Below are 15701 nucleotides of genomic sequence, written 5' to 3'. Positions count from 1 at the left end.
CTTGATCATGGCTTTATCAGGGCCGGGAACCCCGGCCCGCCAACCATCCACCAACAAGACTTCACCTACGGGGCGCCACTTTGACAGACCGACCATCCCTCCTGAACAAGACCGTGCCGGACTTCTCCGCCGCCATGACCAGTGGCAAGACCTTCAACCTGGCCGACTATCGCGGCAAGAACCTGGTTCTGTATTTCTATCCCAAGGACAACACCCCCGGCTGTACCACCGAGGGCATGCAGTTCCGTGACCTGCATCCGCAATTCCAGGCCGCCAACACCGAGATCTTCGGCATCAGCCGCGACAGCCTGAAGTCCCACGAAAACTTCAAGGGCAAGCTGGGCATGCCCTTCGAGCTGATTTCCGACCCCGATGAAACCCTGTGCACCATGTTCGACGTCATGAAGATGAAAAACATGTATGGCAAGCAGGTACGTGGCGTGGAGCGCAGCACGTTTGTGATTGACGCCGCAGGCAAAGTGGTGAAAGAATGGCGTGGAGTGAAGGTTCCTGCACACGTGGATGAGGTGCTGGCCTTCATCAAAACCCTGGCCTGAATGAAGTTCGATTCCTGAGACAGGCGGTCCGGTTGCTGCAGCGCAATAGCCCACCCGGCTGCTGCGCGCAGGGTCCGGACGGCAACGATCGATTCAGGCCGCGGCGCGGAGACCTGGCAAGTAGCTGCGACGCGTTCCAACCATGCGGTCAAACGATACAAGCCATTGAATTCAAACAGAAAAACGTTTGCTGGAAGCCGTTTCAGGTTAAGGCCCGAGGCCTGCCGAAACGGCTTTTTTACTTTTTACTTTGCCACCCCCGCCGTCCCGGCCAATCAAGCCCTCGCCCAACCCCTGTCTGCCCTCCGTACGGCAACGGTCGCTACGTTGCAGCACAGGTGCAAGGATTTCATTGGCATGCCCGGCCTTGCAGCAAGATCCCTTTCTTTGCTGTCTGATGTATTGCTTCACCTGTTCGCTCTGACAAAGCGGTGTTTTCTTCATCCACTTCCGAGGTCCTGATGCCCCTGCCCAAAATGCCGAGCAAACCAGCTTCGATGCTGTCTCCCGAGGACTATCCCAAGGCCGATCGCAACAAGCCCGTCAAACCGAACATCACTCTCGTTGAAACCTCCGCTCCCGTAGTTGCACCCCAAGCAGTTGCAGTTGCCGTTGCCGACGTCTCCGATACCAAGGTCACCGCGCCCCGCGCGCGCATCACCGGCAAGACTGCCGCCGTGGCCGAGAAACCGAAAGCCGCTCCCAAGAGCGCAGAAGCCCGACCCAAGTCGCCCACCAGCCGCGTGGCCGACAAGCTGGGCAAGTCCAAGCTGTTCGTGCTGGATACCAACGTGCTGATGCACGATCCGACCTCGCTGTTCCGCTTCGAGGAGCATGACATCTACCTGCCCATGGTCACGCTCGAAGAGCTGGACAACCACAAGAAGGGCATGTCCGAGGTGGCCCGCAATGCGCGCCAGATCTCGCGTTCGCTGGATGCGCTGGTGTCCGACGTGGCCGAGGATTCGATCGACCTGGGCATCCCGCTGGCCAAGCTGGGCAACAAGGATGCCAAGGGCCGCCTGTACTTCCAGACCAAGCTGCAGAACGCCGCCCTGCCGGAAGGCCTGCCCGAAGGCAAGGCCGACAACCAGATCCTGGGCGTGGTGCGCGCGCTGGACCAGCAGTATCCGGAACGTCCGGTGGTGCTGGTCTCCAAGGACATCAACATGCGCCTCAAGGCGCGTGCCATTGGCCTGCCCGCGGAAGATTACTTCAACGACCATGTGCTGGAAGATACCGACCTGCTGTATTCGGGCATCCAGCAGCTGCCGGATGACTTCTGGAACAAGCATGGCAAGGGCATGGAGTCCTGGCAGGAAAGCCGCCACGGCAGCAGCTACACCTACTACCGTGTCACCGGCCCCTATGTGCCCTCGCTGCTGGTCAACCAGTTCGTTTTCATCGAGCCCAAGAATGGTGAACCGGCCTTCTACGGCCAGGTCAGCCAGATCAACGGCAAGACTGCCGTGCTGCAGACCCTGCGCGACTTCGGCCACGCCAAGAACAGCGTCTGGGGCATCACTGCGCGCAACCGCGAGCAGAACTTCGCGCTGAACCTGCTGATGAACCCGGAGTGTGATTTCGTCACCCTGCTGGGCCAGGCCGGTACCGGCAAGACCCTGCTGGCACTGGCCTCGGGCCTGGCGCAGGTGCTGGAGACCAAGCTCTACAACGAAATCATCGTCACCCGCGTGACGGTGCCGGTCGGTGAAGACATCGGTTTCCTGCCGGGCACGGAAGAAGAGAAGATGGGCCCCTGGATGGGCGCCTTCGATGACAACCTCGAAGTGCTCAACAAGTCCGATGGCGATGCCGGGGAATGGGGCCGCGCCGCGACCCAGGACCTGATCCGCTCGCGCATCAAGATCAAGTCGCTCAACTTCATGCGCGGCCGCACTTTCGTGAACAAGTTCTTGATCATCGACGAGGCCCAGAACCTGACGCCCAAGCAGATGAAGACCCTGGTCACGCGCGCCGGCCCTGGCACCAAGATCGTCTGTCTGGGCAACATCGCCCAGATCGACACGCCCTACCTGACCGAAGGCTCCAGCGGCCTGACCTATGTGGTCGACCGCTTCAAGGGCTGGGCGCACAGCGGGCATGTCACCCTGGCGCGCGGCGAACGCTCGCGCCTGGCCGATCACGCCAGCGACGTGTTGTAAGCACTTTTCTTCAGCACCCAAGCAAAAAGCCACGTGAAAACGTGGCTTTTTGCTTTTGGGCGGCCGCTGCGCTGGCAGCGACCATGAATGACGGCTTGTTACAGCACGTGCACGCCGATCCACCAGGCGATCGCCGCTACGAAGGCGGAGGCCGGAATGGTGAAGATCCAGGCCCAGACGATGTTGCTGGCCACACCCCAACGCACGGCCGACATCTTCTGCGCCGCGCCCACGCCGACGATGGCGCCGGTGATGGTGTGGGTAGTCGAGACCGGAATGCCCAGGGCGGTGGCGATGAACAAGGTGATCGCACCGCCGGTTTCGGCGCAGAAACCGCCGACGGGCTTCAACTTGGTGATCTTCTGGCCCATGGTCTTGACGATGCGCCAGCCGCCGAAGAGCGTACCGAGGCTGATGGCGCAATAGCAGGAAATGATGACCCACATCGGCGGCGCATCCGGGGAGGAATAGCCCGAAGCGATCAGCAGCATCCAGATGATGCCGATGGTCTTCTGCGCGTCATTGCCGCCGTGGCCCAGACTGTACATGGAGGCCGACAGCAGTTGAAGACGGCGGAACCAGCCATCGATCTTGCGTGGCGTGGAGCGGAAGAAGATCCACGACACCACGAGCATCATCAGGGAGCCAAAGACCAAGCCCAGCACGGGCGAGAGCACGATGAAGAGAATCGTCTTCAGCAGGCCCGCCGAAATCAGCGCGCCGGTACCGGCCTTGGCCACGGCCGCGCCGACCAGGCCGCCGATCAGGGCATGCGAGGACGAGGACGGGATGCCGTAATACCAGGTCACCAGGTTCCAGAAGATGGCCCCGATCAGGGCACCGAAGATGACGTACTGGTCAACGATGGCCGGTTCGATGGTGCCCTTGCCCACCGAAGCCGCCACGTGCAGTTGATGGAACACGAACACGGCCGCCAGGTTGAAGAAGGCGGCCATGGCCACGGCGGTCTGCGGACGCAGTACGCCCGTGGAGACCACGGTGGCGATCGCGTTGGCGGCGTCGTGGAAACCATTCATGAAGTCGAACAGCAGCGCCAGGACGATCAACAACGCGAGAATATGTAAGCTGATTTGGATTGTTTGCATGGGGGAAACCGTTGTGTGAAACCAGCGGCGTCCCCGTCGGAAATCGAGGGAATCGCCGCTACGCCGCGAGATCAGGCGTTTTCGACGATGATGCCTTCGATGATGTTGGCCACGTCTTCGCAGCGATCGGTGACGGTTTCCAAGATTTCGTAGATGGCCTTGAGCTTGATCAGGGTGCGCACGTCCGGTTCATCGCGGAACAGCTTGGACATGGCCGCACGCATGACGTGGTCGGCGTCGGATTCCAGGCGGTCGATTTCCTGGCAGATCGACAGGATCTGGCGCGAGTTGTCCATGTTCGACAGCAGGCCCACGGCGGCTTGCACCTTCTCCGCACAGGACAGGCACAGCTCGGCCAGGCGTTTGGCTTCCGGCGTGATGGCCTTGATGTCGTAGAGCGAGATGGTCTGGGCCGCATCTTCGAGCAGGTCCAGGATGTCATCCATGCGGGTGATCAGCTGGTGGATGTCATCGCGGTCCAGCGGCGTGATGAAGGTCTTGTGCAGCAGTTCGATGGCATTGTGCGTGACCTTGTCGGCTTCCTTCTCGACGGCTTCAATGGCGTGCACGCGAATTTCAAGGTCGTCGAAATTGGTCATCAGCGCCACCATTTCTTTCGCGCACTTGACCGCCAGCTCTGCATGCTGATTGAAAAGGTCAAAGAATTTGCCTTCAGTCGGCATCAATCGTCCAAACATTTTTCTCTCTCATCAATGGTTAGCGCTCATGTAAAGCGCCGTTTCGAACCGGCCTGCGGCTACCCCCTTGGAAGCCGGTACCCCGCCCTGCCGGTCCTGCACGAACGGCCTTGGGGACCGTTCGCCTTGCATGACACGGGCGGCCCGACGCCGCCCGTGATCCTTGTGCAGCGACACGCCCTGGTGGCGCGCCGCCGATGACATCAGTCGCCGCCGTAAGGCTGCGCCAGATTGCCGATATAGTTGTCGTACTTGGTATACATCCCCAGGAATGACAGGCGAATGCTGCCGATGGGGCCATTACGCTGCTTGCCGATGATGATTTCCGCCGTGCCCTTGTCGGGCGAGTCCGGATTGTAAACTTCATCACGGTAAATGAACAAAATAACGTCAGCATCCTGTTCGATAGCGCCTGATTCGCGCAAGTCGGACATCACGGGACGCTTGTTGGGACGTTGTTCCAGCGAGCGGTTCAGCTGCGACAGCGCGATCACCGGGCAGTTGAGTTCCTTGGCCAGGCCCTTCAGACTACGCGAGATTTCCGAGATTTCGGAGGCGCGGTTTTCAGAAGAGCTGCCACCGTTGCCCGACATCAGCTGCAGGTAGTCGATGATGATCAGGCCCAGCTTGCCGCATTGGCGCGCCAGGCGGCGCGAACGTGCGCGCAATTCGATGGGCGACAGCGCCGGCGTTTCGTCGATGTAGAACTGCGCATCGTTCATCTTCTGGATGGCGTGCGTCAGGCGCGGCCAGTCTTCGTCCAGCAGGCGGCCGGTACGCAGGCGGTGCTGGTCCAGGCGTCCGACCGAACCCAGCATACGCATGGCCAACTGCGCGCCACCCATTTCCATGGAGAACACGGCTACCGGCAGGCCCGACTCGATGGCGACATGTTCGCCGATGTTGATCGAGAAAGCGGTCTTACCCATGGAAGGACGGCCGGCGACGATGATCAGGTCGCCCGGCTGCAGGCCGGAGGTCATCTTGTCCAGGTCCATGAACCCGGTCGGAACGCCGGTGATGTCGCTGGTATTGTCGCGATTGTAAAGTTCGTCGATGCGCTCGACCACTTGCGTGAGCAGCGGCTGGATTTCCATGAAGCCCTGAGAGCCGCGCGACCCTTCTTCGGCGATGGCGAAGATCTTGGATTCGGCCTCGTCCAGCATGGACTTCACATCCTTGCCCTGCGGATTGAAGGCATTGCCGGAAATCTCGTCGGCCACGGTGATGAGCTTGCGCAGAATGCCGCGATCACGGACGATCTCGGCATAGCGGCGTATGTTGGCCGCAGAAGGCGTGTTTTGCGCCAGTGCATTCAGATAAACCAGCCCGCCCACTTCTTCAGCCTTGCCACTGGTGGACATGGCTTCGTAGACGGTGATGACGTCGGCCGGCTTGGTACTGTTGATGAGCTTGACGATGTGCTCGAAGATGATGCGGTGATCGTAGCGGTAAAAGTCTTCAGCGCTGACGAAGTCGGCGATACGGTCCCAGGCTGCGTTGTCCAGCAGCAGGCCGCCCAGCACCGATTGCTCGGCCTCGATGGAGTGGGGCGGCACACGGAGCGCATCGAGCTGGGGGTCCGATGACTCTCTCTGGCCACGGAAAAATTCTGGATTGCCGCGGGACGATTCTTTCATGGCGCGCATTATAACCTGCTGATGTGAAGCCGTAGGTCCGGCCGAACGTTTTTGCACGACCAGATGCTTCATGCGAACGAATGCAATATGAAGCCATTGACAAGCCGCGCCATGACGATGGCCAGTGGCGGCGTGTCTTGGTACAACTGACAATAAAAAAGCCAGGCGAACCCGGCTTTTCTATTGCAAAACGAATTGCAGCAAACAGGCGTATTACGCTTGCTCGCCCTTGACTGCGATGGTGACATCGACCACCACGTCGGTGTGCAGAGCCACCGACACGGGGTGTTCGCCAACGGTCTTCAGCGGGCCGTTGGGCAGGCGCACTTGCGACTTCTCGACAGCAAAACCCTTCTTGCCCAGGGCTTCAGCGATGTCGAAGTTGGTCACGGAACCGAACAGACGGCCGTCAACGCCGGCCTTCTGCGACACTTCCACGGTAGCGCCGGCCAGCTTTTCGCCTTGGGCTTGGGCAGCGGCCAGCTTCTCGGCGGCAGCCTTTTCCAGATCAGCGCGCTTGGCTTCGAATTCAGCGATGGCTGCATCGGTAGCACGGCGGGCCTTGCGTTGGGGGATCAGGAAGTTGCGTGCGAAACCGTCCTTGACGCGCACGACATCACCCAGACCGCCGAGATTCACGATTTTTTCCAACAGAATGACTTGCATGTTTTTCTCCTATTTCTCGACGCTGATTAGGCGTTGTGCAGATCGGTGTACGGCAGCAGGGCCAGGTAACGCGCGCGCTTGATGGCGGTGTCAACTTGACGCTGGTAGTGGGCCTTGGTACCGGTCAGGCGTGCCGGCATGATCTTGCCGTTTTCCTGGACGAAGTCCTTCAGGGTGTCCACGTCCTTGTAATCGACCTGTTCAACGCCAGCGGCGGTGAAACGGCAGAATTTCTTGCGCTTGAACAGCGGGTTTTGCTGTTGGCGCTTGTTTTTCAGCTTGCTTTTATCGAACTTTTTACCGAATGCCATGGTTGGCTCCTGTATCTAAAAATTGGGTAAGGTCTGTTTGGCTACCTTGCGCCGCTCAATCCGGCGCGACCGGGCCAAAATCAACGATATGAAACACGACGCTCTTGCTGTTGCGATTCCTGCGGGCCAAAAAGCCGGTGAACCGGAAGACTTCACCCAGTGCCGCCCTGTTGAGCGCACCGGAGATTTCCCCCGCTGCCAGCGCCGCGATCTCGAATTCGACCTGACGCTTCATGCCAGCCTCCGTCTGCTCCGACTGATGCTGCAACCTGGCAGTGACAATCGGGATACCGGCCGGCGTATAACGCAATACATCACGTTCGGCCAGGCTGGCGATGACTTGAAGCTGGTTCACTCTCCGCTATGGTGTCGCAGCGCTTAAGCTGCCGGAGCTTCGGTACGGCTCTTGGCCGCGTCTTCCTTCTGCACTGCCTTCAGGATGGGCGAAGGACCGGTTTCGGCCTTCTTCATCTTGACGGTCAGGTGGCGCAGGACGGCGTCGTTGAACTTGAAGCCGGTTTCGATTTCAGCCAGCGTTTCGCTGTCGACTTCGATGTTCAGGCAGACGTAGTGAGCCTTGGCCAGCTTCTGGATCTGGTAAGCCAGTTGGCGACGGCCCCAATCTTCGACACGGTGGACCTTGCCGCCGCGGGTGGTGACGATGCCCTTGTAACGCTCGATCATCGCCGGCACTTGCTCGCTTTGGTCCGGGTGGACGATAAATACGATTTCATAATGACGCATGTAGACTCCTTATGGACTTATTGAAGACGCCCACCCCGGCGTCAAGACGGGTGTGGGAAGAGGAAAACCCGAGATCATACTAGGTTTCCGTCCTGACAGCAATGCCAGCGTCACGCCACTGCGGCCGCGGGGCCACAACGCGGGCCCTGCACATCGCCGCCAGCGGCTCAAAACCAGATTCTTCAGTTGCAGCGCGCTCTATATAAATGAGAAAGCTTGCCTTTTCCGCCCCGGAATATGCATGTTGCCGTTGACACAAGGATTGCACCTGTATAAAAATACAGACTGTTCATCCAGACAGCCTTCCCTCCGAGAAAGGCCACCCTCATGCTCAAACTGACTGCGCGCCAGGAACAGATCCTGAACCTGATCAAGAACGCCATCGAGAACACCGGCTTCCCTCCCACGCGTGCAGAGATCGCTGCCGAGTTGGGCTTCCGTTCCGCCAACGCCGCCGAAGAGCATCTGCAGGCCCTGGCCCGCAAGGGCGCCATCGAGATTTCCCCCGGCACCTCGCGCGGCATCCGCCTGCGCGAATCAGGTACCACAGGCATCAGTACTGCACGCCAGATGGCCCTGCCCCATCCCGCCCTGATGCAGCTGAGCCTGCCGCTGATCGGGCGCGTCGCAGCGGGCTCCCCCATCCTGGCCCAGGAACACGTGGAAAAGACTTACCAGGTCGACCCGGCCATGTTCCCGGCCAAGCCCGACTACCTGCTCAAGGTGCGCGGCATGTCCATGCGCGACGCCGGCATCCTGGACGGCGACCTGCTGGCCGTGCGGCGCGCCGACCAGGCGCGCAATGGCCAGATCGTGGTGGCCCGCCTGGCTGACGAGGTCACGGTCAAGCGCTACCAGAAGAGCGGCAGCGTCATCACCCTCTTCCCCGAGAATCCGGAATTCGAGCCCATCATCGTCAAGCCGGAAGACGACCAGTTCGCACTCGAAGGACTGGCCGTGGGATTGCTGCGCAGCTGGAACTGAATTCAGGCCGGCGCGCAGGCCCGACCGCAGGAAAGACGCTGCCAGCGGCGACTGATCGCTTGTTTATGCATGAACCTCCGCTTAAAACGGAGGTTTTTTGCTTTCTATTTAGCTCTTCACCTGTGACCGGTTACGCATATCATCCTTGATGGACAGCTATGCCCGGCGCAATGGATGCGCCCAACCAAGAGGACCCTTTTCGATGTCGACGCGCAAGAGCAGCAACAAGCACGGCAAACATATTCCGGCCCCGGCGGCCGCCAAGTCCAACCTGCAGGATCTGCTGGACGTTCGCAAATGTCTGGACCTGCTCGACAATCGCAAGACCGAGGAAGCCAAGACGATCTGTACAGCCGTACTGGCCCGCGCCCCCAATCTGGTGTTTGCCAACCACGCGCGCGGACTGATCGCCATGCAGGAAGGCCAGTTCGCCCAAGCCGAGCAATACCTGCGCAAGGCCATCGAGGCCGATCCGAACAACGCCGAATACCTGAGCAACCTGGCCGGCACGGTGCTGAGTCAGGATCGCATCGACGAGTCCATCGCCATCTACGAGCGCGCCATCGCCATCGACAAGGAGAACCGGGCGGCACGCATCGGCCTGGCCAATGCCCTGCACGAAAAGAATGATCCGGAAGCCTCGATCAAATATTTCGAGGATGCGGCCCGACGCGAACCGAATGCGCCGGGCCCGCTGTCGCACCTGGGCCGCGCCCTGATCGACGCACGGCGCTTTGACGAGGCGGTCGCCACGATTCTGAAGTCGCTCGAATACCAGATCAATTTCGCTCCCTCCCACACCGCCCTGGGCGAAGCCTTTCATGCCATGGAGATGTACAAGGAGGCCGTAGAGTCCCACAAGACCGCCATCCTGCTCGATCCCCAGGACACCTACGCCCACAACAAGATCGCCGATAGTTATCTGAAAATCAACAAAATCGAAGAAGCTCACGAACACCTGCTGCGCGTCATCGAGATCGCGCCCAAGGATCCGAATGGCTACGTCAAGCTCGGTTCAAGCTACTTCAACACGGGCGACCGCTTCGACGATGCCATGCGCATGTTCAAGCAGGCCCTGGCGCTGGACCCCAAGCACGCCCTCACCTACAACAACATCGGCGCGATCCAGCACGATCATGGCGATTATGACGATGCGCTCGGCAATTTCCGCACGGCATTGGCGCTGCGGCCGAATTACCCGACCGCCAAGCACAACCTGGCACTGACCCTGTTGCTGCGCGGACAGTTCGAGGAAGGCTGGGAGTGCCACGAGAGCCGCCTCACCACCAAGGAACGCGCCCACGTCTACCGCCTGATCCACAAGCTGTTCGAGGTCATTCCGAAATGGGATGGCAAGTCCTCGCTGGCGGGCAAGCGCATCCTGCTGATGCACGAGCAAGGCTTTGGCGACAGCATCCAGTTCCTGCGCTATGCCCGCTTGCTCATGGAGCAAGGTGCCAGCGTGGCGCTGCATGTGAAGAATCCTCTGTACCGCCTGTTCCAATCCTTCACACCGGCAGTGACACTGGTGCGCGAAAGCGATCCCCTGCCACCCTGCGACTGCGCCTATGTGCTCATGAGCCTGCCCTATGCCCTGCGCACCCATAGCGTAGAGGATATCCCGCGCTATGCGGAAGGCTATCTGTCTGCCGATGCGTCGCTGGCGGCGCACTGGAAGCAGAAGATTTCCACCTTGACACGATCAGCGGACAATCTGCGCGTCGGCATCGTCTGGGGCGGCAATCCGGAGCATGGCAATGACCGCCATCGCTCGATTCCGCTGGAGAAAGTCAAGCAGTTGTTTGAAATTCCCAGGATGGAGTTTTATTCATTACAAAAAGGCAAGCCGGCAGACGGCCTGAAGGAATTGCCGACCGATTGGCCCGTCTTTGACCTGGGCAATGAGTGCCAGGACTTCGCCGATACCGCTGCCGCCATCAGCAATCTTGACCTGGTCATCTGCGTGGATACCTCGGTGGCCCACCTGGCCGGAGCACTAGGCCACCCCACCTGGGTACTGCTGCCGCATGTCCCCGACTGGCGGTGGCTCAACGACCGCGATGATTCCCCGTGGTATCCCGGCATGCGCCTGTTCCGCCAGCCGGCAGTCAGCGATTGGGACTCGGTCCTGAAAAAGGTTGGCGAAGAATTAACGCTGCTGCAACATAAGAAAGCCCAAGGCTGAGCTGGCAAGGAGCGCCCAGCCATTGCAGGAAACCGCCCTTCCCGGGCGGTTTTTGCTTTTCGGAACATTTTTCTTGGCCGCAACAGCAATTTTCCTAAAGTTTTTGGAATTGCCGTCGAAAAAGGATTTGCTTGGAGTTTCAAAGCACGCAGTTTTAGTTCGGAAAGCCTTGAAAAAGATTTTTTGCAAAAGCCCTAAACTTTTTCCAAGACTGCCCGATAAAGCAATCAACAGAGGTTGAAACGCCTGGGGCTCATGGGTAGAAGACCAACGTTAGGCACTGAAACTCGGATCATCGGTCTCAAATCTTAGGAGAATTAACATGGCAGCAGTCATTAATACCAATATTCCGTCGCTCAATACGCAACGGAACCTGAATTCCTCGCAGTCGTCGCTCAATACCTCGATCCAACGTCTGTCGTCCGGCCTGCGCGTCAACAGCGCCAAGGACGACGCCGCCGGCCTGGCCATCGCCGACCGCATGAACTCCCAGATCAAGGGTCTGGCAGTTGCACAACGTAACGCCAACGACGGTATCTCGATGGCGCAAACCGCTGAAGGCGCTCTGTCGACCGTCGGCGACAACCTGCAGCGTATGCGTGAACTGGCTGTGCAAGCAGCCAACGGCACCAACAGCGCACAAGACCGCAAGACCCTGAACGACGAATACACCCAGCTGTCGCAGGAAGTGTTCCGTGTTCTGAACGGCACCAGCTTCAACGGCCAGAACCTGTTCACCGGTGTTGGCCAAGGCGCATCGGCCGGTACTGGCTCCGACGCCAACAACGTGTCGGCCTCCCTGACCCTGTCGTTCCAGGTCGGCGCCAACGTGCAAGACAACAAGCTGAACGACCAGATCACCATCACCCTGGATGACCTGTCGAACAACTCCACCATCGCTACCGTCATCGGCACCAGCGCCAAGGGCCTGATCGGTCTGGGCGACACCTCCGGCGTGAGCACCGCGCAAGCGACCTACACCTCGGCCAAGGCTGCCCTGGACAACCTGTTCGCTACCGGTTCGTCCCTGTCCTCCTCGGCACTGGCTTCGTCGGCCGTGACCCTGCAAGCTGCCGTTGACAGCGCCAAGCTGTCGCTGGATCAGGCAGTTGCCGCCCCGTCCGCTCAGAGCGACGCTCAGAAGGCCATCCAGAACCTGGACAAGGCCATCAGCCTGATCTCCTCCAAGCGTGCAGAATTCGGTGCAGTGCAGAACCGCTTCAGCGCGGTCATCAGCAACCTGCAAGTGTCGAGCGAAAACATCACCGCGTCGCGCAGCCGTATCATGGATACCGACTACGCGCAGGAAACCGCGAACCTGACCCGTGCGCAGATCCTGCAGCAAGCTGGTACCGCGATGCTGTCGCAGGCCAACTCGGCACCGCAGCAGGTTCTCTCGCTGTTGAAATAAGCCAGATAGCTAGGTAGGATGACGTGCGGGGGATAGACCTTATTCTCCGCACGTTCCTTTAAGGAAGGGAGTAGTACCATGTCGATTGCCCCACTTAATATCACTGCTGCTGGTGACTCCGGTACTGCCTATGCAGCACCGAAGACCGCCGAGAAGCCCGATCCCGTGGTATCGACGGTCGCACCGGCGGCCACTCCGGAAGCACGCCGCGCAACCGAAAGTGAAGTCAACGATGCCGTCGGCAAGTTGAACGACTTTGCGGCCGCCAATGCTGCCGCACTGAATTTCTCGAAAGACCAGGACACCGGCAAGACCATCATCAAGGTTGTCGATACGGCTACTGACACCGTGATTCGCCAGATTCCCAGCGAAGAAGCGATTGCCATCGCCAAATCGATCGACAAGATGCAAGGCTTGCTGATCAAGGAAAAGGCTTGAGTATCCCCTCGAGTCTGGTACGAACTGCAGTGGCTGAACAACCGCATGCGTCAATGCCCGTCCATTGCGCATGACGGAATCGGCTACCCCAGTTCATAACGGATTCAGATAGTTATTCCGCACAGCGTCCCTCTGCCCTACCCGACGCCGTACTTGAGAGCCCATCTCCTCTTGACCGCGCTGGACAACCGCACAGCGCTGTGCCTCACGCAAAGTTTCAGGAGTTGAACCGTGGCGACTTCCACCGGCACCATTTCCACATCGGCAGGCCCGCTCGATGTTTCCACACTGGTCAGTCAACTGATCTCGGCCGAAAGCCAGACACAGCTGACGCCGCTGACCACCCAGGCGAGCAGCTACAACACCCTCATTTCCGCCTATGGCAGCCTCAAGAGCGCATTGTCGAGCTATCAGTCGGCCATCACCTCACTGACCTCGGCCAGCTTCAGCTCCCAGAAGAGTTCGGTAAGCAACGCCGGCACCGGCACCACGCTGACCACCGACCCGTTCACCGCCGATGTCAACAGCGACGATTCGACCAAGATCCTGGCGCAGAAACTGCAGTCGGCCGGCGTAAGCAGCGGCACGACCTACAACGCCGGCGATTCGATCGCCATCAAGATCGGCACCAATTCGCCCACCTTCATCACCCTGCAAGCCAACTCGACCCTGGCTGGCGTACGTGATGCGATCAATGCCTCCAAGGCAGGCGTCACCGCCTCCATCACCACCGATGGCAGTGGCGACCACCTGGTCCTGGAATCGGCCACCGGCGGCACAGCCAACACCATCAAGGTCACGGCCAACAACAGCCTGTCCGCATTTGCCTATGATCCGTCGAGCTCGACACCGAGCACCATGACGCAGATCCAGGCCCCGCGCGACGCCACCAAAGCCGCATCCGGCACCTACTCGGTGGCCGTGTCGCAACTGGCGCAAACGGCCAAATTGAGCTCGGCCAGCATCACGCCGGGCACGACCTTTGACAACGGCATTCTGGCCATCAAGACCGGCACCGGTTCCACCGCGATCATCCAGCCTGCCACCAACACTCTGGCTGGCGTGCGCGATGCCATCAACAGCAGCGATGCCGGCGTGAACGCCACCATCGTCAGCGACGGCACCAACGACCACCTGGTGATTACTGCCAAGGACAGCGGCGCGGCCAATACCATCAAGATCACCGGCACCGGCAATTATTCCGTCTTCAGCGCCGACCCCAGCGGGACCGTGATCTCGCCCAACGTCAGCACCAGCCAGACTTACAGCTCCGGCACGCTGAGCCTGAAGGTAGGCGACACCACGGTGGCCATCAACCCGACCGCCAATGGCAGCGGCAACATTGACCTGAACCAGGTCATGAGCGCCATCAACAGCGCCAGCGCAGGCGTGACCGCCTCCATCAGCAACGACGGCACCAACAACCACCTGGTACTGACTCCGACTGGCAGCAGTGCGACGGCGGCAGTCTCGCTGACCGGCAGCGGCGATTATTCGGGACTGACCATGAGCGGCATGGGCCAGTTGCTCAAGGCGCAGGACGCCAAGCTGTCCATCGACGGCGTGGCGGTGACCAGCACCAGCAACAAGGTCGAGAACGCGATCTCAGGCGTGACACTCAATCTGGCCAAGGTCACCACCTCTTCTGACAACTTCACCCTGAACATCAGCAACGACACCTCCGGCATCACCACCGCCGCCAACAGCTTCGTGACGGCCTACAACACGCTGGCCAAGGCAGTGGCCGGGATGACTGCGCAGACGCCCTCCACCACCCTGGGCCAGGCCAACAACTCGGCTCCGCTGGCCAGCGAGTCGTCGGTGCAGACCATCATGAACCAGCTGCGCAATACCCTGTTCGCCACAGTGGACGGCGGCAATGGAATCAGCAGCCTGTCCGACATCGGCATCAGCTTCCAGAAGGATGGCACCCTCGCGCTGGACTCCACCAAGCTGGCCACGGCGGCTACCAACAATTTCGCCGGCATTGCCAATCTCTTCACTGGCACCGATCCGGATACGACCAACACTACGTCGTCCAAAAATGGTATCGTCACCAAGTTGCAGACCTTGATGACCAGTCTGTTGAGTGACAGCGGCATCATCGCCTCCAAGACGAATGGCCTGCAGGCCAGCCTGAAGATCAATCAGGATCGCCAGACCACGGTGCAGACCCGCCTGTCGAATCTGAAGGATGACTACACCAATCAGTTCAACCGCCTCAACGTCACGCTGGCCAGCATGCAGTCCACGCAAAGCTACCTGACCCAGCAATTGGCCAGTCTGGCCAAGAGCAGTTGAAGCGACACCGCGAACATAGGAGAACGTCATGTTCGGAAGCATGAAGCGCGGGGCCAATGCCTACGCCAACATCGGGGTGGAAACCGGCGTGATCGCCGCCAGCCCGCACAAGCTGATCACCATGCTCTTCGACGGTGCACTGGTGGCCATCGCCTTGGGCAAGAAGTCCATGGGCGAAGGCAATATCAAGGACAAGGGCGAATCCATCACCAAGGCCATCCTGATCATCGACAATGGACTGCGCGCCAGCCTGAACAAGCAAGTCGGCGGCGAACTGGCGCTGAATCTGGATTCGCTGTATGAATACATGAGCCGCCGCCTGTTCGAGGCCAATGCCACGAACAATCCGGCCATCCTCGACGAAATCCACGGTTTGCTCGACGACATCCGCTCCGCCTGGGAACAGATCGGACCGAATGCAGTGCAGTCTGCTGCCCCGCCGATGGCCATGACCCAGGATGTTTCTCTTTCCAGCTTTGCAAAGGCATGACTGAC

15 protein-coding genes are annotated in these 15701 nt (G+C 59.8%); 8 read left to right on the top strand and 7 right to left on the bottom strand.

The window, feature by feature from the left end; translation table 11 throughout:
• Positions 1-80 precede the first annotated feature (80 nt).
• Positions 81-557, top strand: coding sequence for a peroxiredoxin (locus tag ACWFUC_RS15680; protein WP_083859450.1), 477 nt, complete (start codon positions 81-83; stop codon positions 555-557).
• A gap of 461 nt (positions 558-1018) precedes the next feature.
• Entirely contained in the window at positions 1019-2722 is a 1704-nt protein-coding gene (locus tag ACWFUC_RS15675; protein ID WP_199725020.1) for a PhoH family protein, read from the top strand.
• A gap of 98 nt (positions 2723-2820) precedes the next feature.
• Here the strand turns inward: ACWFUC_RS15675 and ACWFUC_RS15670 are convergent, their stop codons facing one another.
• The 7 genes from ACWFUC_RS15670 to rpsF all read right to left on the bottom strand — a co-directional run bounded on the left by ACWFUC_RS15670 (position 2821) and on the right by rpsF (position 7887).
• Entirely contained in the window at positions 2821-3828 is a 1008-nt protein-coding gene (locus ACWFUC_RS15670; RefSeq protein ID WP_039788418.1) for an inorganic phosphate transporter, read from the bottom strand.
• A 71-nt stretch (positions 3829-3899) separates the two neighbouring features.
• Positions 3900-4526, bottom strand: a complete 627-nt coding sequence (locus ACWFUC_RS15665; RefSeq protein ID WP_034330265.1) for a DUF47 domain-containing protein — start codon at positions 4524-4526, stop codon at positions 3900-3902.
• A gap of 203 nt (positions 4527-4729) precedes the next feature.
• Complete coding sequence (locus ACWFUC_RS15660; protein ID WP_039788420.1) at positions 4730-6175, bottom strand: replicative DNA helicase; 1446 nt, start codon at positions 6173-6175, stop codon at positions 4730-4732.
• A gap of 204 nt (positions 6176-6379) precedes the next feature.
• The gene (gene rplI, locus ACWFUC_RS15655; RefSeq protein WP_121039788.1) at positions 6380-6832 is read right to left on the bottom strand and encodes a 50S ribosomal protein L9; all 453 of its coding nucleotides are present in this window, start codon (positions 6830-6832) and stop codon (positions 6380-6382) included.
• Positions 6833-6858: 26 nt separating this feature from the next.
• A complete protein-coding gene (rpsR, locus tag ACWFUC_RS15650; RefSeq protein WP_006462643.1) occupies positions 6859-7143 on the bottom strand; it encodes a 30S ribosomal protein S18 in 285 nt (94 codons plus the stop codon).
• Between the two features lie 55 nt (positions 7144-7198).
• Complete coding sequence (gene priB / locus ACWFUC_RS15645) at positions 7199-7498, bottom strand: primosomal replication protein N (protein ID WP_288066116.1); 300 nt, start codon at positions 7496-7498, stop codon at positions 7199-7201.
• A 23-nt stretch (positions 7499-7521) separates the two neighbouring features.
• Positions 7522-7887, bottom strand: coding sequence for a 30S ribosomal protein S6 (gene rpsF, locus ACWFUC_RS15640; protein ID WP_006462645.1), 366 nt, complete (start codon positions 7885-7887; stop codon positions 7522-7524).
• A 327-nt stretch (positions 7888-8214) separates the two neighbouring features.
• Between rpsF and lexA the strand changes: the two genes are divergently transcribed.
• The 6 genes from lexA to fliS all read left to right on the top strand — a co-directional run bounded on the left by lexA (position 8215) and on the right by fliS (position 15696).
• A complete protein-coding gene (gene lexA, locus ACWFUC_RS15635) occupies positions 8215-8871 on the top strand; it encodes a transcriptional repressor LexA (RefSeq protein ID WP_034332791.1) in 657 nt (218 codons plus the stop codon).
• 202 nt (positions 8872-9073) lie between these two features.
• Positions 9074-11056 carry a tetratricopeptide repeat protein gene (locus ACWFUC_RS15630; protein WP_489625363.1) on the top strand — a complete coding sequence of 661 codons (1983 nt, stop codon included), beginning with the start codon at positions 9074-9076 and terminating at the stop codon, positions 11054-11056.
• Positions 11057-11378: 322 nt separating this feature from the next.
• Complete coding sequence (locus tag ACWFUC_RS15625) at positions 11379-12467, top strand: flagellin N-terminal helical domain-containing protein (RefSeq protein ID WP_489625362.1); 1089 nt, start codon at positions 11379-11381, stop codon at positions 12465-12467.
• Between the two features lie 78 nt (positions 12468-12545).
• On the top strand, positions 12546-12905 hold the full coding sequence (locus ACWFUC_RS15620; RefSeq protein WP_034332788.1) for a flagellar protein FlaG: 360 nt from the start codon (positions 12546-12548) through the stop codon (positions 12903-12905).
• A 231-nt stretch (positions 12906-13136) separates the two neighbouring features.
• Positions 13137-15206: a flagellar filament capping protein FliD gene (gene fliD, locus ACWFUC_RS15615; RefSeq protein ID WP_134222213.1), complete on the top strand. Its 2070-nt coding sequence runs from the start codon at positions 13137-13139 to the stop codon at positions 15204-15206.
• Positions 15207-15234: 28 nt separating this feature from the next.
• A complete protein-coding gene (fliS, locus tag ACWFUC_RS15610) occupies positions 15235-15696 on the top strand; it encodes a flagellar export chaperone FliS (RefSeq protein WP_034332785.1) in 462 nt (153 codons plus the stop codon).
• Positions 15697-15701 lie beyond the last annotated feature (5 nt).

The sequence above is a fragment of the Herbaspirillum sp. Her4 genome (assembly GCF_057961335.1).
The sequence above is the reverse complement of the archived record's forward strand: the minus strand, read 5'-3'. Positions and strand labels throughout refer to the sequence as shown.

Excerpts from the sequence above, each read along its gene's own strand:
- ACWFUC_RS15620 (WP_034332788.1), top strand. The coding sequence starts at position 12,546 with ATGTCGATTGCCCCACTTAATATCACTGCTGCTGGTGACTCCGGTACT.
- fliS (WP_034332785.1), top strand. The coding sequence starts at position 15,235 with ATGTTCGGAAGCATGAAGCGCGGGGCCAATGCCTACGCCAACATCGGG.
- rplI (WP_121039788.1), bottom strand. The coding sequence starts at position 6,832 with ATGCAAGTCATTCTGTTGGAAAAAATCGTGAATCTCGGCGGTCTGGGT.
- ACWFUC_RS15665 (WP_034330265.1), bottom strand. The coding sequence starts at position 4,526 with ATGTTTGGACGATTGATGCCGACTGAAGGCAAATTCTTTGACCTTTTC.
- ACWFUC_RS15670 (WP_039788418.1), bottom strand. The coding sequence starts at position 3,828 with ATGCAAACAATCCAAATCAGCTTACATATTCTCGCGTTGTTGATCGTC.
- rpsF (WP_006462645.1), bottom strand. The coding sequence starts at position 7,887 with ATGCGTCATTATGAAATCGTATTTATCGTCCACCCGGACCAAAGCGAG.
- ACWFUC_RS15660 (WP_039788420.1), bottom strand. The coding sequence starts at position 6,175 with ATGCGCGCCATGAAAGAATCGTCCCGCGGCAATCCAGAATTTTTCCGT.
- ACWFUC_RS15675 (WP_199725020.1), top strand. The coding sequence starts at position 1,019 with ATGCCCCTGCCCAAAATGCCGAGCAAACCAGCTTCGATGCTGTCTCCC.
- ACWFUC_RS15625 (WP_489625362.1), top strand. The coding sequence starts at position 11,379 with ATGGCAGCAGTCATTAATACCAATATTCCGTCGCTCAATACGCAACGG.
- ACWFUC_RS15630 (WP_489625363.1), top strand. The coding sequence starts at position 9,074 with ATGTCGACGCGCAAGAGCAGCAACAAGCACGGCAAACATATTCCGGCC.
- rpsR (WP_006462643.1), bottom strand. The coding sequence starts at position 7,143 with ATGGCATTCGGTAAAAAGTTCGATAAAAGCAAGCTGAAAAACAAGCGC.
- lexA (WP_034332791.1), top strand. The coding sequence starts at position 8,215 with ATGCTCAAACTGACTGCGCGCCAGGAACAGATCCTGAACCTGATCAAG.